The organism is Anaerohalosphaeraceae bacterium (assembly GCA_035378985.1).
Lineage (GTDB): Bacteria > Planctomycetota > Phycisphaerae > Sedimentisphaerales > Anaerohalosphaeraceae > JAHDQI01.
The window spans coordinates 1-24,649 of record DAOSUR010000024.1 but is presented as its reverse complement, the minus strand read 5'-3'; the positions used below and the strand labels follow the sequence as shown (position 1 = coordinate 24,649).

At 54.7% G+C, this 24,649-nt stretch carries 25 protein-coding genes; 16 read left to right on the top strand and 9 right to left on the bottom strand.

Annotation, left to right across the window (positions count from 1 at the left end):
- The 6 genes from PKY88_12425 to PKY88_12400 form a co-directional block, all read right to left on the bottom strand.
- Nucleotides 1-306, bottom strand: a 306-nt coding sequence (locus tag PKY88_12425) for a TRAP transporter small permease subunit (GenBank protein ID HOQ06006.1), incomplete at its 3' end; no start/stop codon positions are given.
- The gene (locus PKY88_12420) at nt 306-1,295 is read right to left on the bottom strand and encodes a TRAP transporter substrate-binding protein (protein HOQ06005.1); all 990 of its coding nucleotides are present in this window, start codon (nt 1,293-1,295) and stop codon (nt 306-308) included. The genes PKY88_12420 and PKY88_12425, both read right to left, overlap by 1 nt.
- Before the next feature lie 6 nt (nt 1,296-1,301).
- Nucleotides 1,302-2,723 carry a glucuronate isomerase gene (uxaC, locus tag PKY88_12415; protein ID HOQ06004.1) on the bottom strand — a complete coding sequence of 474 codons (1,422 nt, stop codon included), beginning with the start codon at nt 2,721-2,723 and terminating at the stop codon, nt 1,302-1,304.
- A gap of 214 nt (nt 2,724-2,937) precedes the next feature.
- Complete coding sequence (gnd, locus tag PKY88_12410; GenBank protein HOQ06003.1) at nt 2,938-4,389, bottom strand: decarboxylating NADP(+)-dependent phosphogluconate dehydrogenase; 1,452 nt, start codon at nt 4,387-4,389, stop codon at nt 2,938-2,940.
- A 32-nt stretch (nt 4,390-4,421) separates the two neighbouring features.
- On the bottom strand, nt 4,422-5,687 hold the full coding sequence (locus tag PKY88_12405; protein ID HOQ06002.1) for a lactate racemase domain-containing protein: 1,266 nt from the start codon (nt 5,685-5,687) through the stop codon (nt 4,422-4,424).
- Between the two features lie 17 nt (nt 5,688-5,704).
- Nucleotides 5,705-6,523 carry an SDR family oxidoreductase gene (locus PKY88_12400; protein ID HOQ06001.1) on the bottom strand — a complete coding sequence of 273 codons (819 nt, stop codon included), beginning with the start codon at nt 6,521-6,523 and terminating at the stop codon, nt 5,705-5,707.
- Nucleotides 6,524-6,732: 209 nt separating this feature from the next.
- Here PKY88_12400 and PKY88_12395 point away from each other — a divergent pair, with 209 nt between their 5' ends.
- The 12 genes from PKY88_12395 to PKY88_12340 all read left to right on the top strand — a co-directional run bounded on the left by PKY88_12395 (nt 6,733) and on the right by PKY88_12340 (nt 19,506).
- Nucleotides 6,733-7,941: an ROK family transcriptional regulator gene (locus PKY88_12395; protein HOQ06000.1), complete on the top strand. Its 1,209-nt coding sequence runs from the start codon at nt 6,733-6,735 to the stop codon at nt 7,939-7,941.
- Between the two features lie 109 nt (nt 7,942-8,050).
- Entirely contained in the window at nt 8,051-8,443 is a 393-nt protein-coding gene (locus PKY88_12390; protein HOQ05999.1) for a hypothetical protein, read from the top strand.
- A 327-nt stretch (nt 8,444-8,770) separates the two neighbouring features.
- Complete coding sequence (locus tag PKY88_12385; protein HOQ05998.1) at nt 8,771-9,286, top strand: chemotaxis protein CheW; 516 nt, start codon at nt 8,771-8,773, stop codon at nt 9,284-9,286.
- Between the two features lie 85 nt (nt 9,287-9,371).
- Nucleotides 9,372-11,522 carry a methyl-accepting chemotaxis protein gene (locus tag PKY88_12380; protein HOQ05997.1) on the top strand — a complete coding sequence of 717 codons (2,151 nt, stop codon included), beginning with the start codon at nt 9,372-9,374 and terminating at the stop codon, nt 11,520-11,522.
- Nucleotides 11,523-11,537: 15 nt separating this feature from the next.
- On the top strand, nt 11,538-11,912 hold the full coding sequence (locus PKY88_12375) for a response regulator (protein ID HOQ05996.1): 375 nt from the start codon (nt 11,538-11,540) through the stop codon (nt 11,910-11,912).
- Between the two features lie 35 nt (nt 11,913-11,947).
- Nucleotides 11,948-12,418, top strand: coding sequence for a chemotaxis protein CheX (locus PKY88_12370; protein HOQ05995.1), 471 nt, complete (start codon nt 11,948-11,950; stop codon nt 12,416-12,418).
- A gap of 27 nt (nt 12,419-12,445) precedes the next feature.
- Complete coding sequence (locus PKY88_12365) at nt 12,446-13,777, top strand: CBS domain-containing protein (protein HOQ05994.1); 1,332 nt, start codon at nt 12,446-12,448, stop codon at nt 13,775-13,777.
- A 6-nt stretch (nt 13,778-13,783) separates the two neighbouring features.
- Nucleotides 13,784-15,865, top strand: coding sequence for a chemotaxis protein CheA (locus PKY88_12360; GenBank protein HOQ05993.1), 2,082 nt, complete (start codon nt 13,784-13,786; stop codon nt 15,863-15,865).
- Nucleotides 15,866-15,874: 9 nt separating this feature from the next.
- A complete protein-coding gene (locus PKY88_12355; GenBank protein ID HOQ05992.1) occupies nt 15,875-16,729 on the top strand; it encodes a protein-glutamate O-methyltransferase CheR in 855 nt (284 codons plus the stop codon).
- Between the two features lie 2 nt (nt 16,730-16,731).
- Nucleotides 16,732-17,226 (top strand): chemotaxis protein CheD, encoded by a 495-nt coding sequence (locus PKY88_12350; protein HOQ05991.1) that lies wholly within the window; start codon nt 16,732-16,734, stop codon nt 17,224-17,226.
- A gap of 11 nt (nt 17,227-17,237) precedes the next feature.
- Entirely contained in the window at nt 17,238-18,287 is a 1,050-nt protein-coding gene (locus PKY88_12345; protein ID HOQ05990.1) for a chemotaxis response regulator protein-glutamate methylesterase, read from the top strand.
- A 91-nt stretch (nt 18,288-18,378) separates the two neighbouring features.
- Entirely contained in the window at nt 18,379-19,506 is a 1,128-nt protein-coding gene (locus tag PKY88_12340) for a dihydrolipoamide acetyltransferase family protein (GenBank protein ID HOQ05989.1), read from the top strand.
- On the opposite strand, the gene PKY88_12335 is transcribed toward PKY88_12340, so the two are convergent.
- The 3 genes from PKY88_12335 to PKY88_12325 form a co-directional block, all read right to left on the bottom strand.
- On the bottom strand, nt 19,503-20,093 hold the full coding sequence (locus PKY88_12335; GenBank protein ID HOQ05988.1) for a MarC family protein: 591 nt from the start codon (nt 20,091-20,093) through the stop codon (nt 19,503-19,505). The genes PKY88_12340 and PKY88_12335 overlap by 4 nt on opposite strands.
- 149 nt (nt 20,094-20,242) lie before the next feature.
- Nucleotides 20,243-20,572: a 50S ribosomal protein L21 gene (gene rplU / locus PKY88_12330; protein HOQ05987.1), complete on the bottom strand. Its 330-nt coding sequence runs from the start codon at nt 20,570-20,572 to the stop codon at nt 20,243-20,245.
- Complete coding sequence (locus tag PKY88_12325; protein HOQ05986.1) at nt 20,556-20,717, bottom strand: hypothetical protein; 162 nt, start codon at nt 20,715-20,717, stop codon at nt 20,556-20,558. Before PKY88_12325 ends, rplU begins: the two co-directional genes overlap by 17 nt.
- Nucleotides 20,718-20,825: 108 nt before the next feature.
- Between PKY88_12325 and PKY88_12320 the strand changes: the two genes are divergently transcribed.
- The 4 genes from PKY88_12320 to PKY88_12305 all read left to right on the top strand — a co-directional run.
- Nucleotides 20,826-21,683, top strand: a complete 858-nt coding sequence (locus PKY88_12320; GenBank protein HOQ05985.1) for an aminotransferase class IV — start codon at nt 20,826-20,828, stop codon at nt 21,681-21,683.
- Nucleotides 21,684-21,857: 174 nt separating this feature from the next.
- The gene (locus PKY88_12315) at nt 21,858-22,859 is read left to right on the top strand and encodes a transcriptional regulator (protein ID HOQ05984.1); all 1,002 of its coding nucleotides are present in this window, start codon (nt 21,858-21,860) and stop codon (nt 22,857-22,859) included.
- 218 nt (nt 22,860-23,077) lie between these two features.
- Nucleotides 23,078-24,076, top strand: a complete 999-nt coding sequence (locus PKY88_12310) for a hypothetical protein (GenBank protein ID HOQ05983.1) — start codon at nt 23,078-23,080, stop codon at nt 24,074-24,076.
- 221 nt (nt 24,077-24,297) lie between these two features.
- Nucleotides 24,298-24,649, top strand: a 352-nt coding sequence (locus tag PKY88_12305) for a hypothetical protein (GenBank protein HOQ05982.1), incomplete at its 3' end; no start/stop codon positions are given.

The window sequence follows — 24,649 nt, the reverse complement described above, 5'->3', positions numbered from 1 at the left end:
AAAAAAGGCGAACAGCACAATGCACAGAAACCCAAAAATCTCCGCCCTCAGCCGGTCCCGCGGCGGCAGCTTCTGCACAAAATAATCAATCCCCAGATGCGCCCCCCGTCCGGTCGCTACCGCCGCCCCCAGCAGCGCCGCCCAAATCAGCAGAAAAATCGCCAGCTCCTCCGTCCATTTGCTCGGCGCCCGAAGCACATACCGGCTGAACACCTGCCAGAGCACATCAACCACCAGCACCCCCATAACTATCATCACCAGAATTTCCAGAAACCAGTCGAGGATTTTTTTCATCCATGCGGCCATCAGCGAATCTCCTGAATCTTTTCAATCAGTTCGCCCAGCTCCGTGCCTTTATACCGCTCCCACATCGGCCTAACGGCCTGCTGAAAGAGGGTCTTGTCCGGCTCAATGACGGTCACGCCGGCCGCCTTAACAGCCTCCAGCGAGGCCCGTTCCGCCTCCGCCCAGAGTTTTCGGTTAAACACAACCGACTCATCCGCCGCTTCCTGCAGAATCTGCTGCTGCTGGGGTGTCAGACTGTCCCAAACCCGCGTGCTGATGACCAGAATATCCGGCACACGGACATGTTCGTCCAGCGTATAATACCGGCAGACTTCAAAATGCCGCGAAGTCTCAAACGAAGGCGGGTTGTTCTCCGCCGCATCCACCACGCCCTGGTCCAGCGCCGTGTACAGTTCGCCCCAGGCAATCGGCGTCGGAGAGCCCCCCATCGTCTCAATCATCTGCATCGACATAATGCTCTGCATCACCCGCACCTTCAGCCCTTTGAGGTCTTCGGGAATGCGAATGGGCTTTTTGGCATAAAAGCTTCGGGCCCCGGCATCATAATAACAAAGTCCCTTGAGCCCTTTCTCAATACCGGCATTCAGCAGCTCTTTTCCGATGGGGCCTTCCGCCACCTTCCAGAAATGCTCTGAATCGCGGAACAGATAGGGAATTCCGAAGATTTTTATCTTCGGCACAAACCCCTCCATCGGCGCCGTTGAAGTCTTGGTCATCGACATATACCCAATCTGCAGGGCCTCAATCTGCTCCTTTTCCGAGCCCAGCTGCTCATTGGGGAAAATCTGCACAATCAGCCGGCCGCCGGATTTCTCCTCCACCAGTTTGGCCATATACTCCATTGTAATATGAACCGGATGACGGGGACTGAGACTGTGAGCCAGCCGAAGAACTCGAACCTCCTGCTCCCCGCGCAGCACGGATACGGCGTACCCAATCCCCAGCAAAACCAGCAGCAGACCGATAAAATTCAGAAGCCCTTTTCGCATAGGCCCTCACGAATCACAACGCTTACATTCCATATCAAAATAACGGCATGCATTCCGAAAACAAATATCCTCCACAATCCGGCCCAGCCACTCAAAGTCCGGCGGCAGAAGTCCCTTTTCCACATCCAAACCGAGAATATTGCACAGGATTCTACGAAAATATTCGTGTCGTGGAAAGGATAAAAAACTCCTCGAATCCGTCAGCATCCCCACGAACCGGCTCAAAAGCCCCATATTCGAGAGGGCCTCTATCTGTTTTTCAATCCCGTCTTTTTGGTCCAGGAACCACCACGCCGAACCGTATTGGAGTTTTCCCGGACAGGACCCTTCCTGGAAATTGCCGATCATCGTGGCCATCAGTTCATTGTCCCGCGGATTCAGATTGTACAGAATCGTCTTGGGCAGCAGGTCTTCGCGGTTCAGACGGTCCAGAAAGGCCGCCAGCGGACGGGCGATTTCAAAATCCCCGATGGAATCACAGCCGGTATCCGCTCCCAGCCGCTTCATAATCTTGCTGTTGGTGTTGCGCAAAGCCCCCAGATGCAGCTGAAGCACCCAGCCGGCCTTCGCATCCATCACCGCCATATCATACAGAAGGGCCGATTTGTACTGAAGCAGCTCTTTGTCGTTCAGCGTCTGCCCGGCCCGCAGTTTCGAAAAGGCCGTTTCGACCTCCCGCAGCGTGTACGGCGCCGCATACACCGTCTCCAGCCCGTAATCCGACAGCCGGCACCCGTTGGCGTGGAATTCATCGTGACGCTTCTGCAGCGCCTCCAGCAGATTGGAATACGTCCGAATCTCTATGCCGGAAACCTTTTGCAACCCGTCCAGCCACTGATTGAGAAAGACGGGATTTTCGGCCGTCAGCGCCTTATCCGGCCGCCAGGCCGTATGCACAAAAATCTCAAAACCGTCCCGCCGGATTCGCTGATGCCATTCGAGAGAATCCAGCGGGTCCTCCGTTGTGCAGAGCACCTGAACGTTCATCTTCCGCAGCAGGTTGCGGATGCTGAATTCCGGCGTCCTGAGCAGGTCACTGCACGCCTCATAAATCCGCTCGGCCGTCTCCGGCCCCAGCAGCCGGTCAATCCCGAAATACCGCTTCAGCTCCAGATGCGTCCAGTGATACAGGGGATTGCGGAGGGTATACGGCACGGTGGCCGCCCAGGCGGAAAACTTCTCCCAATCCGATGCCGAACCGGTAACCCGCTCTTCCGGAATGCCGTTGGTCCGCATCGCCCGCCATTTGTAATGGTCTCCTTTGAGCCAGGCCTGCGTGAGATTCTCAAAGCAGGGATCCTCTGCAATCAGCCGCACCGGCAGATGACAATGGTAATCATAAATCGGCATCTTTTCGGCGTATTCGTGATACAGCCGCGACGCCGCCTTTGTTTCCAGCAGAAAATCCTCGTGAATAAACGGTCGCATCGCCGCTTCCTTTCCCAGTTCTACTCTTCCTCTAACAAATCTCTGCCCTTCCCGGCCAAGTCATTTCACCAAAGGCCTCTTGCCGGGCCCGGCTTAGTCGCTTCAGCGCCAGCCGTTTGCCGGCAATTGCTTGTTGCCAGCTCTTTGCTGCCGGCCGTTTGCTGTCATTCCCGCAAAGGCGGGAATCCAGACCCTTCACCACAGCCGAAAGTTTCTACACAACATAGGTCGAAGCGGAGGTTTCGCCGCCCCGTCCCGTCCAGTTCGTATGGAAATACTGCCCGCGCGGCCGGTCCACCCGCTCGTACGTATGCGCACCGAAGTAATCCCGCTGGGCCTGCAGCAGATTCGCCGGCAGACGCTCACAGCGGTACCCGTCAAAGAAAGCCAGCGCCGTACTGAGAGCGGGCACCGGAATCCCCATCTGGACCGCCATCGTAATCACCCGACGCCAGCTCGGCTGCGCCTTCTGAACCGCATCTGCAAAGAACAGGTCCAGCAGCAGATTCGATAGATTCGGATTGCGGTCGAAGGCCTCCTTAATCTTGCCCAAAAAGACCGACCGGATGATGCAGCCGCCCCGCCACATCAGAGCTATCCCGCCGTAGTTGAGATTCCACTTGTATTCCGCCGCCGCCGCCCGCATCAGCTGGTACCCCTGGGCATAACTGACAATCTTGGAGGCGTACAGGGCCTTGCGCAAATCGTCAATCATCTGTTTCTTGTCGCCCGTAAAGGCCGCCTGGGGCCCTTTGAGCACCCTGGAAGCAGCCAGCCGCTCCTCCTTCAGGGCCGACAGACACCGCGCAAAGACCGCCTCGCCGATCAGCGTCAGCGGCTGGCCGGTATCCAGCGCCGCAATCACCGTCCATTTGCCCGTGCCCTTCTGGCCCGCTGCATCCAGAATCAAATCCAGCACATACTTGCCCTCTTCGTCCTTGTACGCCAGGATGTCCCGGGTAATCTCAATCAGATACGAATTCAGCTCCCCCTCGTACCATTCGGCGAAGACCTTATGCATCTCTTCGTTGCTCATCCCCAGGCCGTCCTTCATCAGATGATACGTCTCGCAAATCATCTGCATATCACCGTACTCGATACCGTTGTGCACCATCTTGACAAAATGACCGGCTCCGTTTTCGCCGACCCAGTCGCAGCACGGCTCGCCCTTGTCCGTTTTGGCGGCAATCTTCTGGAAAATCGGCTTGACATGCGGCCAGGCCGCCGGCGAACCGCCCGGCATAATCGACGGTCCCCGCAGCGCCCCTTCCTCGCCGCCGGATACCCCTGTGCCGATGTACAGCTTGCCTTTGCTTTCGACATACTGCGTCCGCCGAATCGTATCCGGGAAATGGCTGTTGCCTCCGTCAATCAGGATATCCCCATCCTCCAGATGCGGCAGGAGCTGTTCAATCAATTCATCCACCGGCTTGCCCGCCTTAACCATCATCATAATCTTGCGGGGTTTCTTTAAGACCTTCACCAGCTCCTGAACCGAATGGCAGCCGATGATATTCTTGCCTTTTGCCCGGCCGGCCAGAAAGGCATCCACTTTTTCCACTGTCCGGTTGTAGCAGGCCACTGTAAAGCCCTTGCTTTCCATATTCAGAATCAGATTTTCCCCCATCACCGCCAGTCCGATTAAGCCGATATCCGCCTGTGCCATATGTTCATCTCCCTTTTTTTAAGGTTTCTCTTTTACTGAAATCGTTCCCGATACGCCCAAAGCCCCAGCCCCGGATTGGAAATGAAAAACACCTCTTCGCCGTCAATGCTGTGAAATCCGTCCTTCCGCTCAGCGGGCTTGTACTTTGCCGTCATCTCGTTCAAATCCCCCCACGCAAACCCTACGGATTCGATTTCCCGGCGGCTCAGCTTGCCCGGGCAGTACCGCACCAGAAACCGCCCCTCCGACGAGCCGTGTATCAGATGGGCCGCTGCGCTCAGATTGGCCTGCAAATCCTCATTTTCCGCCGTCAGGGCCAGCACCCGCTCCGTCCCCACATACCCATACTTTCGAATCAGCCGGTCAATCTGTGCATCCTCCCCGAATTCCACAAGCCCCGGCGCCAGAACAATCAGCTCCCCGCCGTCCGCCATCGCCATCCGCGTGCGGTAAATGCTCTTGTTGCCCAGCCAGGTGCTTTTGTATTCCTCCGGGTCCAGATAGACAACCGCTTTCTTCAGCGGCCGCTCGAGCATCGTAAAATTCACCTGCAGGGCCAGACGGGCCGCCTGCAGGAAGCACTCCGTATCATCCCCGATAAACAGCCCTCGCACTTTCGGCCTGCCGCCCCCGCCGTCCACTACTGTCAGCACATATACAATCGGCAGGTCTTTGAGAAAATGCTCCGAAGCATAATTCAAAACCCGACGAACCGGCGTATCCGCACGGCCCATCATCCGCTCCATTCCATAAACCGCACCGAGAAAATGACTTTTGTTGATGCCCTCCGACCCGCCGGTGCCTACCAGAATATTCTTATTGTAATTGGCCATCCCCGTCACTTCGTGAGGCACCACCTGGCCGATTGAAAGAATCAGGTCGTATCCGCCTTCCGCCAGCAGACGGTCCACCTGGGCCGGCCAGTCGTAATCGACCTTTCCTTCGCTCACCTGACGAACAAAATCCCCCGGCACCGTTCCCATTGTCACGATCCCGTTTCGCCAGTCGTGAACCCGGAACATCGACGGCGGCATCCCCGGATACATTCTGCGGATTTCCTCCGGCGTCATCGGACGGTGTGTCCCGATAGCCGGCAGCACATCCGTTAAGGCCGCCCCGTAATAGTCCCAGGCCATCCTGGTCAGCAGACCTGCCTGTGAATGAAGCCGGGTAATATCCGGCGGCACTGCCAGCACCTTTCGTCGGGGGCCCAGCTGCTTCAGCACCGCCAGAAGCCCTTCCCGCATCTGTTCAGGCATCAGTTCTTCCTGCGGATTGCCGCGTGCATAATAAAGCATATCGTTCCACCCAACAACTAAACACCGCTGAATGCATTAAAGCCGCCGTCAATCGGCACCACCACACCGGTTACAAAGCGGGAGGCGTCGCTGATGAGCCAGCGGACCGTCCCGCACAGCTCCTCCGGGCTGCCGAACCGTCCCATCGGCGTATGAGCAATAATCGTCTGTCCCCGCGGCGTCAGGGCCCCGGTCTTCTCATCCGTCAGCAAAAATCGGTTCTGCTGCGTCAGGAAAAAGCCCGGCGCAATCGCATTCACGCGAATCTGGGGTGAATAATTCTGACACATATGCACCGCCAGCCATTCCGTAAAATTGCTCACTGCCGCCTTGGCCGCCGAATAACCGACCACTTTCGTAAGAGGGCTGAATGCGCTCATACTCGAAATATTCAGAATGACCCCTCTCTTTTCCTGAGCAAAATACCGCCCAAAAATCTGAGAAGGCAGAAATGTCCCCATAAAATTCAATTCGAAAACCGAGCGAAGCGCCTCCTCCGGCAGGTCAAAAAACGGCATTTGCTCCGACGTGGTCGCTTCCTTTTTATTCCCGCCGGCGCCGTTAATCAGCACATCCACACGCCCCATCGTCTCCCTGGCACAGGAAAACGCCTCCTGAATCTCTTTTTTGTCCAGAACATTGATGCGAAGCGGCATCGCAAAATGCCCCTGCGATTCAATCTTCTGGGCCAACTCCTTCGCTCGCATCTCATCATAGTCCGCAATGCAGACCTTTGCCCCGGCCGCCGCCAAATCCTCCGCAATCGCCCCGCACAAAATCCCCGCCCCGCCGGTAATCACCACACATTTATCTTTCACATTAAACCAATCCGCCATCGGCTGGACTCCTTAAACTTAATAAGGGCACAGAAAAAGAAAATTTTATCCTCAATATTTGAGATTATTTTACGATACGGCAGACAAAGTTTGCAAGTTTTTTATTATTATTCTTTTATCTTATTATTATAAAATAAGTTAGAGTTCATGCAAAGAAAAGATATGTTAATCTTGAAAAAACTCAAGAATTGAGATATTATAAATATCCTATGGAAAAAACAGCCATTAATTCCAAGGCGGCCGGACGCCGAAACGAGAAAGTGGTACTCTCCCTTCTGGCCAGGCACGGTCCCCTGTCCCAAAGTCAAATCTGCCAAATGACTCATTTGGGAAGCTCGACCGTCAGCACCATCGTCAGCCGACTTCGAGAAAAAGAGTGGATTCATGAAACCCCCTTTCCCAGCGGAAAACGCGGCGCCAAACCCGTCCTTATCCGCATCAATCCTCAGGGAGGACATTTAATCGCCGCCGAAATCAATCCGCACACCATTCGGCTCGGGCTGTTTGATTTTCATTGTCAGCTGACCGAACAAATCGCCATTGCTCTCGGTACAGACCATTCTGTAGAGAATGTTCTGCGTCTGCTTGAAATCAATATCCGAGGGCTGGTCAGCAAAGCCGGCATTCGTCCCGACAGAATCCTCGGCATCGCCGTCACTCTCAGCGGCTCCATCACCCCCGCCGGCGTCGTCGAACTGTCCAGCCCCCTCGGCTGGAAAACGGTCCCTCTTCAACGGCTCCTCCAAAGCCGCTTTGACTGGCCGGTGGAAATCTACTCCACCAAAGTTCGGCTTCTGGCGGAAATCCGCCTTCAGCCCTCTCTCCAATCCAAAAACATTATCTATTTCAATATCGCCGACGGCGTCGGTTCCACCCTCTTAATAGACGGAAAACTCGTTTACGGAGCCACCCGCCGAAGCGGAGAAATCGGACACATCACAGTCATGCCCGATGGTCCTTTGTGCGGCTGCGGGCACAGGGGCTGCCTGGAGGCCCTGATTTCCGGACCTGCCGTCCTTCGAAAATTGCGGCAGGAACTCGCCGAAGGGTGCTCCTCTCTTCTGCAGCAGCGGCTCCCCGCTGTCCGCTCTCCGGAACAGGCCGTTGAAGAGCTGGCCTGGGCCGCCAACCAACAAGACCCTTATGCCCTGTCGGTCCGTGACTTTATCGCCGACCACCTCTGCTATGCCGCTGCCGCTGCCGTCAATCTATTCGATCCGGATGTGCTGATTCTCGCCGGCTATGTCAGCCAGCCCTTCCTCCCCTATTTTACAAAACGCCTTCAGGACTGGTTCGTCGAACATGTCTATGACTTTGCCTCCAGAACCATCGAAATCATCCCCGCCCGAGCCGGCAAAGAAGCACTCATTCAGGGTGCTGCCGCCGCCCTCTTTCAAAATGCACTTTCCCCTGTCTGAGCTCCTCGCAAGAAATCCCCGCAGAATTTCTTGCTTCCGGCAAGAAGGCACTGTAAGATGTCAGTCAATTCAATAGAAAAGTTCAACCGTCAAAGGAAAGGGATTGCCTATGAAAAAAACACTCGCGCTTATCGGATTGGCGGCCTTTACGCTGCTCGGATGCAAACCAAACCCGAAACTTGTAACCTGCCAGAACGAAAAACAGGCACTCCAGCAGGAGCTGACTGACGCCCAAAAAACCATTGAGCAGCAAAACGAAAAAATCGCTTCGCTCCAGAAAAAATACGAAGAAGTCAACCAAAAGGCCCTCGAAATTACTCGGACCTTGATGGAAAAATCCACCCAGTTCAAAAATGAATCTACCCAAAAAGACAAACAAATTCAGGAACTTCAGAAACAGCTTGCCGAACTCCAGAAAAAACTGTCAGAAACCCCTGCTGCAGCACCAACACCGGCACCTGCGACATCGGCACCTGCACCCGCGGCTTCGGCCAACCCCTAAGATTCAAATCTCTCCATAATTAGGAAGGAAAAAAGCCGGCTCATCTTGTTATGAGCCGGCTTTCTTTTTTTTCACACAATCCCCGCTCTTTGCATTGTTATCAGACCCGCTTGAACCAGTCCGTCTTTTTCCCGGCTGAAAAAACTCGTTTTTCAGTATTCCCAACCCGCTTAAATCCCTCTTCGAGCCCATCCGCATCCGGATTTGTTCTTTTTGCACAACTCACGATTAAGCCCCCGCTTTCTTTATCCGAATTGAATGCCAAAGGTCTAAAAACTGTGTGTAAAAACCATAGACCGATAACTACAGCCAGTTAGGAGTCAAACTATGACAACGGCCGTACAGGAAACAACCGCAAGAAAAAACAGTGCCCAGGAGGGCAAGTACCTGACCTTTGCTCTGGGGAAAGAAGAGTACGGGCTGGAAATTCTGAAAGTTCGGGAAATCATCGGGTATATGAACATCACCGCCGTTCCCCGCACACCCGAATTCGTCAAAGGCGTCATCAACCTGCGCGGACAGGTCATTCCGGTCATTGACCTGCGTCTGCGGTTCGGGATGGAAGCCGCCGAAGTCACCGACCAGACCTGCATCATTGTGGCGGAAATCAACCAGAACGGCAAAACTTTCAACGCCGGCCTGATTGTGGACCGCGTCCAGGAAGTGCTTGATATCGCCGCCGAAGATATTGAAGAGTCCTCGCACCTGGGCTCAGCCGTCCAGACCGATTTTATTCTCGGCATCGGTAAAGTCGGCTCGTCCATCAAGATTCTGCTGGACATCGATCAGGTCCTCGGCGGAGTCCATCTGAATGAAGCAGCAGCGGCAGCCGCGGCGGATTAACAGACTCAACATTAAGTAAGAAAAAGGAAAGAGGAGTTCAGACAGCATTGCAGTCCAGCTCCGGAGATTTCAAAAGGAGATGAGTATGCTGAACAAAATGGCTTTAAAATCAAAATTACTGACTTACGGTCTGGCTTTGACACTTGCACCTCTGCTGGTGATTCTGGCAATGGTCACCGTTCAAAATCGACAAATGACAAACGCGGCCGATGAGGAAAGCACAAAAATGGCCTATACCGACCTCGACCATATCGCCCAGCACATTTACAACATGCTCGAGGTCGAACAGCGTTCTATCCAGGAAAACATCAACCAATCCCTGCAGGTTGCTCGGGATATTTTCAGTCAAACCGGAGATGTTCGCCTGGATGAATCGTCCGTCACCTGGCAGGCCGTTAACCAGTTCAGCCAGAGCAGCCAGACCGTGACCCTGCCCAAAATGATGGTCGGTGACACCTGGCTGGGTCAGAATACCAGCCGGCAGATTCCCTCTCCAATCGTGGATAAGGTCAAAGACCTTATGGGCGTTACCTGCACAATCTTCCAGCGGATGAATGAGCAGGGAGATATGCTGCGGGTCTGCACCAATGTCGAGAAGAAAGACGGCACCCGTGCTATCGGCACTTTCATCCCCAAAACTCAGCCGGACGGAACCCCCAATCCGGTCGTCTCCGCAATTCTTCAGGGGCAGCGGTACGAAGGCAGAGCTTTTGTAGTAGACAAATGGTACATCACCGCCTATGAACCGATTTTCGATGCCCAGAAAAAGGTAATTGGGGCCCTGTATGTCGGGATTCCGCAGGAACGCTGTACGAATATCCGTCAGGCCATTCTGAAAACCGTTGTCGGCAAGACCGGCTACGTCTTCGTGCTTGACTCCAAGGGCAACTACGTAATCTCCAAAGACGGCAAGAGAGACGGAGAGTGCATCTGGGAAGCCAAGGACGCCAACGGCGTTTACTTCATCCAGGAAATCTGCAAAAAAGCCCTCGCCTCCAAACCTGGTGAAATCACTGAACAGAAATACCCGTGGCAGAATCAGGGCGAATCCGTCCCGAGGGAAAAAATCGCCCGGGTCGTGTATTTCCAGCCATGGGATTGGGTCATCGGCGTCAGTTCTTATCTGGATGAGTTTTATGAATCCAGCGCCCGTCTCCGTTCAATCGGCCGTGCTTCCATGATTCAAATCAGCATTCTGGCAGCCGCCGCTTCGCTGGTGTCTCTGGTTATCTGGTTCTTTGTTTCGCATAAACTCACCAATCGGCTCACGGCCGTTGCAGAGCAGATTCTCACCGGAGCTGAGCAGGTTTCCGACGCCTCCGGCCAGGTAGCTTCCGCTTCCCAGACCCTCGCGCAGGGGACAACCGAACAGGCCGCCGGTCTTGAGGAAACGTCTTCCTCGCTCGAAGAGATGGCCGCAATGACCAAGCAGAACGCCGACAACGCCGCCCAGGCCGCCACTCTGGCCTCCGGTGCACAGCAGGCCGCCGACAACGGCGCCAAGGCCATGCAGAAAATGCTGCATGCCATCGAGGAAATCCAGAAGAGTTCTGATGAAACAGCTAAGATTATTAAGGTCATCGACGAAATCGCCTTCCAGACCAACCTGCTGGCTCTGAATGCGGCCGTAGAAGCCGCACGGGCCGGCGAAGCCGGAAAGGGCTTTGCCGTCGTTGCCGAAGAGGTGCGGAATCTGGCGATTCGTTCATCCGAAGCGGCGGAAAAAACCACCGAACTGATTGAACAGTCCGTTAAAAATGCCAAAAACGGCGTTCAAATCTCCAACGAAGTCAAAACCGCACTTGACCAAATCGTCAGCGGCATCGGGAAGACATCCGCTCTGGTCAATGAAATTGCCGCCGCCTGCAAAGAACAGGCTCAGGGCATCGAACAAATTAACTCGGCGGTTTCCCAGATGGACAAAGTCACCCAGCAGAATGCCGCCGGAGCCGAAGAGTCTGCCAGTGCCGCCGAGGAACTGGCTTCTCAGGCCGAATCGATGAAGCACACAGTAGCCCAGCTCCAGACCCTCATCCACGGCGGACATTCTTCTTCATTCAAAACACAAAAAACAAGCAAAAAAGCGGCCGCTGAACAGCCGACCTTGTCCAATCAGATTTTTCACCAGATTGCCGAGGGCTCTCCCAACCCCTCGCAAAAGCAGCCGCAGCGGAAAACCGGGGCCAAAGTAATCCCCCTCGACGATCAGGAGTTTGAGGCCTCAAATGAACAATAAATAAGGAGTCTATCCATGCCAAAGTCGTTAATGATTGTTGATGATTCAGCCACAATGCGGAAAATCATCATGCGAACCGTCCGAATGTCCGGTCTCGAATTTGACCGGACGGAGGAAGCCGGCAACGGCGCCGAGGCCATCGAAAAACTGAAGGCCTCGCCGGTGGACATCGTCCTGTGCGACATCAACATGCCGGAAATGCCCGGTACGGAAATGGTCAAACAGGCCCGACAGCTGCCGAACTGCCAGAACACCAAGATTATTATGGTCTCCACCGAAAGCTCTCAGGAATTGATCAACAGTGTCCTGGCCAGCGGCGCCAACGGCTACATTACCAAACCTTTTACACCTGAAAAATTTCAGGAACAACTGGCTCCGTTTATGAGTTAACCGCAGGGCATAAAGCAAGCAGAAAGGACCCTTCCATGATCGAACAGAAAACGTATCACGAAACCGTTCTGGATGCCGCCAAAGAAGTCTTTGAAACGATGATTTTTATGGAAATTGAGCCCGCCGCCTCCGCCGAACAGACCGACCATTCTCTGCTGGGCTCTATCACCTTTCGAGGAAATCTCGAAGGATGTCTGGGGATTTCACTGTCCTGGCCCTGCGCTCAGGCCATCGCACGGAACATGCTGGCCCTTGATCCCGATGCAGAAATCTCTGAACGAGAAGTCTGCGATGCCGTTGGGGAGGTCGCCAACATGGTTATGGGAAGCATCAAAAGCCGCATTCAGGATATATACCCTGACATCGCTGTGTCTATTCCCACAGTCGTGACAGGAAAAGAGTTGAACAGTTCCCTGCCGGACAGAACGGAAAAAGTTTCCGTATCCGTCTGCCTGAACGAAGAATACTACGCAGACTTTACGCTTTTTTACCGCAAAACAGAATAAGAAAATCGAAATAAGGAACGTGCAGCTATGGAGCAGCAAACCGCCCAAACCATTCCTCTCGAAACGCTCGTGCCGCAGGTCAGCACCGTCTCCATGCAGACTTTTTGCGAAGACATGGACGGGATGCTCGGCATCTCCATCGGCTGCGCACTCTGTCAGGCGGTACCGGGCACGGTCGATAAACTCAAAGTATTCTTCCCAAAGTTCGCCGCCGTGTATTCCGTCCGAGCCGAAGGTTCCCTGAGCGGACGATTTGACCTGCTCCTCGACAAAAACGCCCTTTTTCTGCTGTCTGGAACGATTGTGATGCTTCCGGCAGACAAGATTAAGGAGCAATGCAAACAGGGCACGCTGGAACAGGCCCTTAAACTCTCCGATACCGTTAAAGAAATCGGGAATCTTATCGTCGGCGCCTGGGATCGAATGTTCCGAGAACAGCTGCCCGGCCATAAACACCTGCTTCAGACAAACACCCAAATTCTCAATCCGTGGGACAAACCCTCCGAGGTATTCGGATTCAAGGAAGACACAACTTGTCTGCTGATTGTCTGGGAAATGACCGTCGGGGATTATCCGCCCTTCCACGGAGCCGCGGTCTTTCCGGCCGCTCTCTTCGAGCCGCCAAAAGAAGAACCGGCTCCGGAGGAAGCCCTCGCACAGACTCCGTCGGAATCTGCTTCTACTCCCGAAACCGCACCCGCGCAGCCCGAGCCGGCTGCAAGCCAACCGCCGCAAACTTCCGAACCCGCCGCAGCCGCGTCGGCCACTCCGGAAAATCTCCAAACCTCCGAATCGCATCCGGTCTGGAATGCTATTCAGCAGCTTGTTCAATTCAATCCGAACGGCGATGTTCCCTCCGCTCCGCTGGACGCAGCCGTTCTGAACTGTCCGGCTCGTATCTTTATGAACCCAAAACCTCTCTGGCTTTCTCCCAATGACTCAGTGGAAACCGCTCTCCAGCGGATGCAGCAGAGCAATGCACGCTATGCTTTGGTGGAGGAAAAAGACCAGTTGGCCGGCATTCTCTCCCGGGGAGATGTCAACGCAGCCCTCAGCCCCTATCTTCGTTCTCCATTCGAAGAATACCGACGCCCGCTGGATGAGGCCTCTTTGCAGATTCGCATCCGATGGTTTATGAGCCGGCCCGTCCATACAGCCTCACCGGATACGCCTCTCTGGAAAATCATGGAAACCATGTGCCGTCATCAAATCCGCGCCGTACCCATTCAGGACGCCGGCGGCACAGTCGCGGGACTGGTTACCGTTACGGAAATCTTTCAAACGCTGCTCAAAACGCTGTCCGGCGGCTCGTCCGCCTGTCAGCCGGAAATAAAAAAGGAATGCACAAAAAACGAGTAAACCCTTATGGAAAAGACAGGAAAAATCACGGAACTGATTGAACAGGCCGCCGGAAAAATCCCCCTGCTGGACCCGCAGGATACACGCGACATCGAGGAAATCGCCGGCGTCTTCAAACAAATTGAAGAGGCCGTCAAAGCCCTCAGCGGCTGTGAGGAATCCTCCCGTCTCCAGGCCCAATCCCTGGCCCATCTGGGAGCCGAACAGATTGAAAAACTCCTTCGACAGGAACTCCAGTCCTCCGAACAAGTGCTTCAGGAGCTCACAAAGGCCGTTAGTCAGCTGCAGACGCTCACCCAGTCCCTCTCCTCTGCACCCGGTTCTGCCGCCGCCGTCTCAACGTCCCCGGCTGCTCCGGCGGAAACATCGGAGTTCCCTCCGACTGTTATCGCCCCCGATGATGCCCCGCTGGTTCAGGATTTCCTCAATGAATCCCGCGAGCATCTTGAATCGGCGGAAACAGCCCTTTTAAATCTCGAAAATGACCCGACCAATACCGAAACACTGAACCAGATTTTCCGCGGCTTCCATACTATCAAGGGCATGGCCGGCTTCCTGAATCTGACCGCCATCAATCGGCTGGCTCATGTCTCCGAAAACCTGCTTGACCGCGCTCGCAAAGGCACTCTGACAATGTCCGGCGCCGCCAGCAACCTGGCCTTCGGCTCCATCGACATGCTCAAAACCATGCTCAAGGACCTCGAAGCCGGATTGGCTCAAAATCAACCCATCCCAGCTCCGAAAGACCTGCCTTCTCTGATTCAGAGAATTCAGGACTGCGTCGAAGGCAGACTCCAGCCGGAACCTGTGTCGGCCCCCTCAGACATCCAACAGGACATCCAGCTTGAACCTATTCTTCAGCCCGAATCCCAGACAAAAACCGCCGTTTCCTCCGTTGCGGCCTCTGCCGCCGCTCGAGAAACCATCAAAGTCAGCACCAAACGTCTGGATAACCTAATCAATATGACCGGCGAATTGGCCGTCGCTCAGCTGATGATTTCCGAAGAGGTCAGCAAAACCTGCCACACCGACAGCGACCTCTACCGAAAGGTCGCCAGCCAGTCCAAAATCGTCCGCGACCTGCAGGAATTGTCCATGTCCATGCGGATGATTCCGATGCAGGGCGCCTTTCAGAAAATGGCCCGGCTCGTCCGCGACCTCTCCCAAAAAGCCGGAAAACCCATCAACTTCCAGACCTCCGGAGAAGAAACCGAGCTGGACCGCACCATCGTGGACAAGATTACCGACCCGCTGATTCATATGGTGCGAAACTCCATCGACCACGGCATCGAACCGCCGGAGGAGCGCGTCAAAAAAGGCAAATCCCCTCAGGGGCTGCTGCGTCTGTCGGCCTACCATCAGGCCGGCAGCATTGTTATCGAAATCGAGGATGACGGCCGGGGGCTGAACGCCGAAAAAATCCGCAAAAAAGCCCTCGAAAAAGGGCTGATTTCCGAACATCAGGAATTGACGGAAGAAGAGCTGCTGAATCTGATTTTCAAGCCCGGTTTTTCCACCGCCGACAAGGTCACCGAAATCTCCGGCCGAGGCGTTGGAATGGATGTCGTCAAGAAAAATATCGACGCCCTCAACGGAAAAATCGAAATGAAAACGGCGCCGGACAAAGGAACAATCTTTTCGCTCCGGCTTCCTTTAACGCTGGCCATTATTGACGGACAAATCGTCACCATCGGCTCCCAGCGGTATATCATCCCGATCAATTCAGTCATTCAGAGTTTGCGTCCGACGCCGGACCAGATATCCACGATTCGAAACCGCTCTAAAGTCGTGATGATTCGCGGCCAGCTCCATCCGCTGATTCCGCTCTACAAGCTGTTCCGCATCGCCGGTGCGGTGGAAGAACCCGAACAGGCCCTTCTGGTGGTCGTCGGAGAAGGAAGCCGGCGATGCTGCCTGCAGGTCGATGACCTGCTCGGCCAGCAGCAGGTCGTTATTAAATCCCTTCGCGGCTTAGGCAAAATCAAAGGGGTTTCCGGCGGCGCCATCATGGGTGACGGCCAAATCAGCTTGATTCTCGATGTACCGGGGCTCCTCGAACTGGCCCAGGACCCCGATGCAAATCTGTGAGGGAAGCATATGACCTTAATCCAGCCGATCTTAGACGAACTGATTCTGACGGATGAGCAGTTTGCCCGCATTTGCCGGCTGGTCTATGAGCACTGCGGCATCAATCTTCATGAGGGCAAAAAGGAACTTGTCCGCGCCCGCCTGGCCAAAATGCTTCGAAAATACAACCTGAAATCCTACGATGAGTACATTGACTTCGTGCTTCAGGATGTCGGCGGAAAAACCTTTTATGAAATGATTGACCAGATCAGCACCAACCTGACCAGTTTTTTCCGCGAACCCAAACACTTTGAATACCTCACACAGAAGTTTCTGCCGGAACTGATTGCCAAAAAGCAGAAAATCGGCCGCCTTCGAATCCGTGCCTGGAGTGCAGGATGTTCCTCCGGGGAAGAACCCTACTCGATGGCCATCACCCTGCTGGAAGCAATCCCTAAAAACCAGACCTGGGATATACGGATTCTGGCCACGGATATCTCAACACGGGTCCTTCAGATGGCCCAGCAGGGGCTCTACGAATCACAGCGTGTCGCCGCTGTTTCGACTGACCTCAAAAGGCGCTACCTCCTCCCGCACAAAGAAAAAAACGGTGAGGTGTACTATGAAGTCGCCCCTTTGGTCCGAAGCATTCTTACGTTTAAATATCTGAATCTGATGGACCCCTGGCCTTTCCGCGGTCCCTTTGACTTTATCTTCTGCCGAAATGTGATGATCTACTTCGACAAGCCCACACAGGAAAAACTCGTCAACCGTTTTTGGGATGTCCTCGATATCGGCGGGCATTTCTTCACCGGCCATTCCGAGTCCCTGACCGGCATTCGGCATTCGTTCCAATACGTGCAGCCAACCATCTACAGGAAATAAATATGCTAACCGCCGTGAAAAAGAACATTGTGGTCCAGGTGTCAGACGCCCGCATCGCCACCGATGCGGATTCGGTCCTGGTGACCTATTCCCTCGGTTCCTGCATAGCCGTGACTGTCTATGACCCTGCCTTGACCGTCGGCGGAATGATTCACTACCAGCTGCCGGAATCCGCAATGGACCCCCGACGGGCTGAAGTTGAACCGTTCCTGTTCTGCGATACCGGCATGGATGTTCTCCTGGCGAATCTTCAAAAACTCGGCGCGGATAAATATCGGCTCATTGTAAAGGCTGCCGGCGGCGCTGCCATGAAAGCCGGGCCCCAGGGGTTTGACATCGGCAAGCGAAACTTTCTGGCCCTTCGAAAGGTCCTCTGGAAATACGGCCTTCTGCTCAAAGGGCACGATGTCGGCGGTGACCAGCCCCGCAATCTCTATCTGTATATGAATGACGGTACCGTCGTGGTTAAAAGCGGCGGAATTGAAAAAAATCTTTAAAGGAATCGCCCATGTCCCCTGCAGCACTTGAAACAACCAAAGTTCTGATCGTTGACGATTCCGCGATTGTTCGAAAAATCCTCAGCACTCAGCTGGGAGCCCATCCATCTATTGAAGTTATTGCCACTGCTCCCGATCCCTATATCGCCCGGGACAAAATCGTCCAGCTCAACCCTGATGTGCTGATTCTGGACGTCGAAATGCCCCGAATGGACGGCGTTACATTCCTCAAAAAACTGATGAAGTATCATCCGATGCCGGTTATTATCTTCAGCTCTCTGACCCCCCAGGGCAGCAAAACCGCCATCGAAGCCCTCGCCTCCGGGGCTGTCGAAGTGCTGGCCAAGCCCGGTCCTTCCTACTCAGTAGGAGATGCCTGCAAACAGCTTTGCGAAACCATTCTGGCCATTCCCAAAGGCCGTTATCCCAAACCCGTCGCGACACAGAGCGAGCCGATCAAGCCCCTCGAATCCGCCTCGATGCTCGAAACCACAAACAAAATCCTGGCTATCGGCGCCTCCACCGGCGGCGTGCAGGCCCTTACCTGTGTCCTGTCCGCCCTGCCGCCGGATTGCCCGGGAACCGTCGTCGTCCAGCATATGCCCGCCCAGTTCACCCATTCCTTCGCGGAGCGGCTCAACAGCGAATGCAAAGTTCAGGTCAAAGAGGCCGCCGACGGCGACTCTGTCATCCCAGGCAGAGTCCTCATCGCCCCCGGCGGCTATCACATGGTCCTCCAGCGTTCCGGTGCCAATTACTATGTCTCCATCAAAGACGGCCCGGCCGTCTGTCATCAGAAACCCAGCGTTGAAGTCCTTTTCAACTCCGTCGCCAAATACGCCGGCCCCAACGCCGTCGGCGCTATTCTTACCGGCATGGGCAACGACGGCGCCAAAGGACTGCTGGCCATGAGACAGGCCGGTGCCCACACCATTGCCCAGGATGAGGCCACCTGCATCGTCTTCGGTATGCCCAAAGAGGCCATCAAACTGGATGCCGCCGAGGTTGTTTTGCCGCTCGACAAAATCGCCCCCGCTCTCATCCAGTACGCGAGAAATTAAGACACAAAAAAAACTTGCAGGCCATCTCCTCGGCCGGTATATACAATTCCTGTATTCGAGACAAAACAAATCGAAAAACAGGAATCTGCGGATGGCAATTGAAATTCTTCTGCCTCGATTGGGGCGTACGATGGAACAGGCCGTGATAGTGGCCGTTCATGTCCAGGTCGGGCAAAAAGTCAGCAAAGGCCAGGTCCTGGCCGATATCGAAACAGACAAGGCGGCTATGCAGATTGAATCCCCCGCCGATGGAACCATACGCGCTGTCCTCGTCGAGCCGCCGGTCACCCTTCCGGTGGATACTCCTCTCTTTGTCCTTACCGAAGACGGCCGGCCTATCGACCCCGAACGGCTGGAAAAACTCAAACAACAGGTTCAAACCGCCCGCGAAAGGGTTCTCGAACCCGCCGCTCCTCTTGCTCATTCCGTTTCTCCTGCAGACCTTCTGCGAATTCCGGAAACCCTCTCCCTCATCAGACCCCAGGAAGCCGTCGAGGCATTCCAAACCTCCGGTGCCGTTGCGCCTGCGCAGTTCAAACCCGGCAAAAAAGTCCCTTTTACACGCTGGCAGGCCGTCGTAGCCCAAAGAATGCTCCTCTCCAAGCGCCAAATCCCATGCTTTTACCTGAATCTGCAGGTCGATGTAACGGAATTGGTTCAATTGCGGGATACCCTCAAGCCAAAAGGAGGCAATCTGTCTTATAACGACTTTCTCCTGAAAGCCGCCGCCGTTTCCCTCCGGCGCTACCCCATTTTAACAGGACGTCTGGGAACAGATACAATTGAACTGGCCCCCCAAATTGACATCGGCCTTGCCGTTGCCTCCGAACAGGGAGTTGTCGCCCCAGTCCTGCGGGCAGTGGATACCCTGTCTTTGCCCCAGATTTCCGTCGCCGTGGAAGACCTGGTCAACCGGGCCCGGCGAAACGCCCTGCGTCCCGAAGACCTCGACGGCGGCTCGATGACCATCAGCAATCTGGGCGGCTACGGCATCGATTCCTTTATCCCAATCGTCATCCCTGGTCAGACGTCCATCTTGGGCGTCGGACGAATCCGGGAACAATGCGTCCCCGACGGCAACCAAATCCAAATCCGAAAACGAATGACCCTCACCCTATCGGTGGATCACCGCATTGTCAACGGCGCAGAGGCTGCCCAGTTCCTTGACCATATCAAAAAGATGCTTGAACACCCCCAGGAACTGCTCGACAATCCCTAAACACCTCCGCCCCAGCCCGGGAAAATCCCCAGCAGGCCCCGGCGAATCATCATCACGGCAATCGCCGCCAGAATCAGACTGGCCACCTTGGAAAGTGCCTGCGACCCTGTAGAACCCAGCAGCCGATTCCAGAAATCTGCTGTCAGCAGAATGCCGACCGCCAGCACCAGATTCAACAGCACCGCCGACAGGGTCGCCGCCAGCCCGTGCACATCCACCAGCATCAGACTGGTCGTCAGCACCGCCGGTCCCACAATCAGCGGCACCCCCAGCGGAACCGCCCCCAGCGTATCCACCCGGCGGGCAAACTTGGTCCCCGAAGTCAAATCCAATGTCGCTATGATAAAGAGCAGCGCCCCGCCGGCCACCATAAAATCAGAAACACTGATCCCCAAAAATCGAAAGACCCCCTTGCCCAGAAAAACAAATCCGACCGCCACAGTCAAAGCAGTCACAAAAGACTGCTTGACTACGCGTTTTCGCTCTGCTTGAGGCACTCCCTCAACAAGCCCCAAATAAATCGGAAGAATTCCCATTGCATCCACGGCCACAAACAGCGGAACAAAAACCATCCAAAAATCCCGCATACTCTCCCTTTCGCGATTCCCTGCTCCTCGAGCTTCCCCAAGGCGTTTTTGGCCTTTCTTTTGCTGTCTCAGTCCGTTTGAGTATAAAAAAACCTGCCCGCTGTCCGCAGGCAGGTTGGAGTTCCTCAACCCCGTTTCACCAGGCCCGTTTATGCTTCAATCCGCTCAATCACAACCTGCTGATATTTCTGTCGATGTCCGATTTTCTTCCGGGAGTTCTTGCGCCGCCGGAAATACATCGGGTACAGTTTGGGGCCTTTAACCACCGACTCTTCGGCCGTCCCCTGAAACCGGGCCGTCACTTTAGCCCCCTTCACATACGGCTCGCCGATTCGAATCGAATCCCCGTCCCGCACCAGCAGCACCTTGTCCAGCTGAATCGTCTGGGCGTCCGCCGGCGCATCCGTCAGCTCAATCCGAAGCATATCCCCCTGTACGACTTTATATTGCTTGCCGCCTTGTTCAATAATCGCGTACATCTTTGTCCTCATCTGTCAAATAACCGTGTTCAATCACAAACCCATAAGAATCAAGCATTGTAGATTTTTTTAATCTTCTTGTAAAGTCTTTTTTGTCGGCATTTTTAAAAATCGCAAGTCCTTGCCCAAAAAGAGGTTGCCGCACAACAACCCTTCCCTTTGTCCGCCGGCCGACAGCAAATCTTATCCATTGCCAAACAACAGACGATATTCTATGATACCTGTTTTACAAATTTCGACCGGAGAATTGGCTATGGAATTGGCTGTTCTGAATGAAAACCTGCTACCGCTCACTGAAGTCCCGCTGGACAAAATGGACCGCGGGCTTTTCTTCGGTGACGGAGTCTATGAAGTCCTCCGCAGCTACCACGGACGCATTTTCGCCCTCGAGGAGCATCTGGCCCGCTTTGAACGAAGCGCTGCAGAAATCCAGCTGAGCGGTTTTGACATCGCCCAAATTCGCTCGCGAATCCTCGAGGCCTTCGAAAAAGCCGGCTTCCGGACCGCCAAAATCTATTTTCACCTCACCCGCGGCTGTGAACTCCGCGAACATCTGCCCAGCCCGAATCTCAAACCGTCTTTTTTCCTGACCGTTCAGGAGCTTCACGACGACCCGAAAAAAAAGCAGCTCGGCATTCGTGTCTGCACGCACCCGGACCTGCGATGGAAACGCTGCGACATCAAATCCCTCAATCTGCTGCCGAACGTCCTGGCCCGCATCGAGGCCGACCGAAAAGGATGCACCGAAGCCCTTCTGGTCAATGACAAAGGGCTGATTACCGAAGGAGCGGGCTCGGCCTTCTTTGCTGTGAACGGAAAGGAAAAAACCCTCTATACCCATCCCCTCGGCCCCGAGATTCTGCCTTCCATCACACGAGCGGTAGTCCTTCGAATCGCCCGCAATGCCGGTCTGACCCCTGTCGAGCAGGCCGTCACGCCGCAGCAGGCCGCCCAAATGGACGAGCTGTTTCTGGCCGTAACAACCAAAGACATCCTGCCGATTACTCAGTTTGACGGAAACCCCGTCGGAACAGGCCGGCCCGGTCCCTGCACCGCCGCTCTGCTCAAACAATTCCAGGAATACGTCGCCGCCTATGCCCAGCGCCCTTAAGAACGGTGCACCTGTTCTATCCGCACGGACTCACAGACCTTATTGAGCCAATCCCCGCTCACCGATGACTGATGGCTGAGAACTATTAACTGCCCCCTTGTCTAAAACCTAACTTTTCTTTATACTGTCTGTCTTGAAGGAAAAAAAGAAGGATGCAGATAGAAAGGAGCTCTCATGTCACGCGGCCAGTCGCTGATGCGCCAGTGGAACCTCCTGAAAGCCCTCCAATCCGTCTATTTCGGCATTGACAGTCAGGAACTGGCCCAGCGTCTCGAATGCAGTCAGCGGCAGGTCCTGCGGGACTTAAATATCCTCCGCGAACTGGGCTTTCCTATTACCTACGAAGAGAGGGATTTCGGAAAGCGTTTCTGGAAACTGAGCCGCCATTTTATCGAAAGTGACCGGCTTGTTTTCACCCCTACGGAACTGATCAGCATCTACCTGAGCCAAAAACTCCTTTCCCCTCTGTCCGGCACCCAATTCGGCGAAGGTCTGGCCTCGCTCCTGGAGAAAATCAAGGCCATGCTCTCGCCCCGCACTCTCGAATACTTCTCCAGACTTGAAGAGCATCTTCTGGTCAAAACCTCCGCCCTGAACACCTACGCCGCTCACGACAAAATCATCCGAATCCTCACCCGTGCCGTCCAGGACTCTCAGACCGTTCGCCTCCGGTATCAATCCACCCGGCACCCGGAGCCTTACGAAACCCTCTATCAGCCCTATGGGTTGATATTTTTCGACGGCGACCTGTACTGCATCGGCTGGATGCAGCGATACGAAGAAATCCGCACCCTCAAGGTCAGCCGCATCCAAAGTGCCGAAACCACCGGCCAATCGTTCCGCCGACCTGCCGACTTCTCCCTCGTCCGGCATGTACAGGACAGCTTCGGCATCTTCTCCGAACCTGCTGCACCATGCAAAATCCGCATCCGTTTTGACGGCTGGGCCGCCGCCAACGTCCGCGAAACACGCCGACACCCCTCCCAAACCATCCTCGAAGACCACGGAGACCGGCTGCTGGCTCAATTTGAAATCGCCCCCAGTGCCGAGATGATTCGCTGGATTTTAAGCTTCGGCTCCCACGCACAAGTCCTGACACCGCGTTCCCTCATCCGGCAGCTCGAAGATGAACTGCGGCTGATGCTTCAGCAATACGCGGCGAACCAAAAAAATTAAAAATTTTTTCTTCCCATCAACCCCCTACTCATAGCTCTTTTTTCAATCACAGGCCCCAAAAATCGTAGGGCTGACCAGCCCTGTCATCCCCCTTCGCCTCCCCCAAAACAAAATCCCCTGACCAGCTCTGTCAGACCATCCCCATATTATCTTAAAGGAAGGCCACGCTTTCTCTCGGAATTCAGAAGGCCGAATCAAATGAAACAGGAGAAACAAAAATGAGTGAAGAAGTCAGGGGAGTACAAATTCTTGCAGAGTTATCCGAAACAATTCAAACCAGACCGCCGCTGACGTACTGGAATTTGACGCTGGTTCCGCTGGTCGGACTGAACGGCTCGGTCTCCTATCTGCTGGCCTCTGAAGCCCTCGAACAGGGACTGCTGACGGTCCAGGAAGTCAGCACCGCCGGACAGGTCAACACCCTGCGTGTCAAAAACAAAAGTCCGCACCGCATCCTCCTGCTCGACGGCGAAGAACTCGTCGGAGCCAAGCAAAACCGCATCCTGAATACTACAATCCTGCTGGAGGCACAATCCGTTCAGGATATCCCCGTCTCCTGCGTGGAGCAGGGCCGCTGGCATCACTGCCGGCCCGATTTTATCTCCGGCGGCCTCTCGTTTCCCAAATTACGGGCCTCAAAAACCCGCCGGGTAACCGAGTCGCTCTGCTCCATCGGACAACCCCTGGCCGATCAGGGCGAAATCTGGGACGAAGTGGAACACGCGCTCCATGCATTTAAGCTCCATTCTCCAACCAAAGCGATGAAAGATGTTTACGACCGTCAAAAAGACAACTGGGAGGATTTTACAAAAGCCCTCGCTTATCCGGAAGGCGCCTGCGGCGTCGCCGCCTCCGTCGGCGGACGAATGCTCATCCTGGATGTTTTTGACAAGCCCGACACCCTGAAAAAAATCTGGCCGCGCCTGACCGCCGCTTATGCCCTCGAGGCGCTCCAGCAGAAAAACGAACCCGAAAAATCGTTCGACGAAAAAAACGCCCGATTCTTTCTCGACGGCCTGAAACGATGTCAAACCCATCTGTTCAAGTCCGTCGGACTCGGAGAGGAACTTCGCTTCCAGTCCGATGAGCTTTTCGGGCAGGCCTTATGGTTTGAACAGTCCGTCATTCATCTGGCCTTGTTCCCCAATGACGGACGCGAGCACGGCCAAGGCAGAATGATGCCGCCCGCCTTCCGGCGGTCCCGGCACATGCACTAAATCGGCAGCGTTCTCCTTGGAGATAGGCGGTGTGCAGAGAATGCCCAAGGCGAGGGGAGAGTAAGCGGCAGAAGGGCTTGGTAGGAAAGCCCCGGCTCTCTGCACAGCGGAGGACGTCCGATTCCAACCGAGACGTCCTCCGCCTTGCCGCCGTTGACCGCTTGAATCATTTACAACGCAAAAAGATGAAACAAAAAAAATTTCAGCAAAGGAGTGATAACATGACGGCAAAACAAAAACGTCCCCGATGGAAACAGCGGCTTTTGGAATGGCTGCTCAGCCCGAAGGAGCTGGCCTGGCTTCAGGAAGGCGAACAGAACGTCCATCAAATCCACAGCGAATTGTATAAAATCTTCAACTGGCTCAAGTGGCTCAAAGAATACACCGACACCGTCGCCAACGAAGCGGAGGCCAACCGGTTTTTGGCCCTGGAGGCCTGGCTGGCAACCCGACAGGAGTTCGAAGAAGACCTGGATCCGGAAGAACAGGAGGAATTGCAGCGGCAGCTGGAACGCCAGATGGAAGAGCAGGAATGGATGCGCCGATTGGGCATGGATGAAATGTATGAGGCAT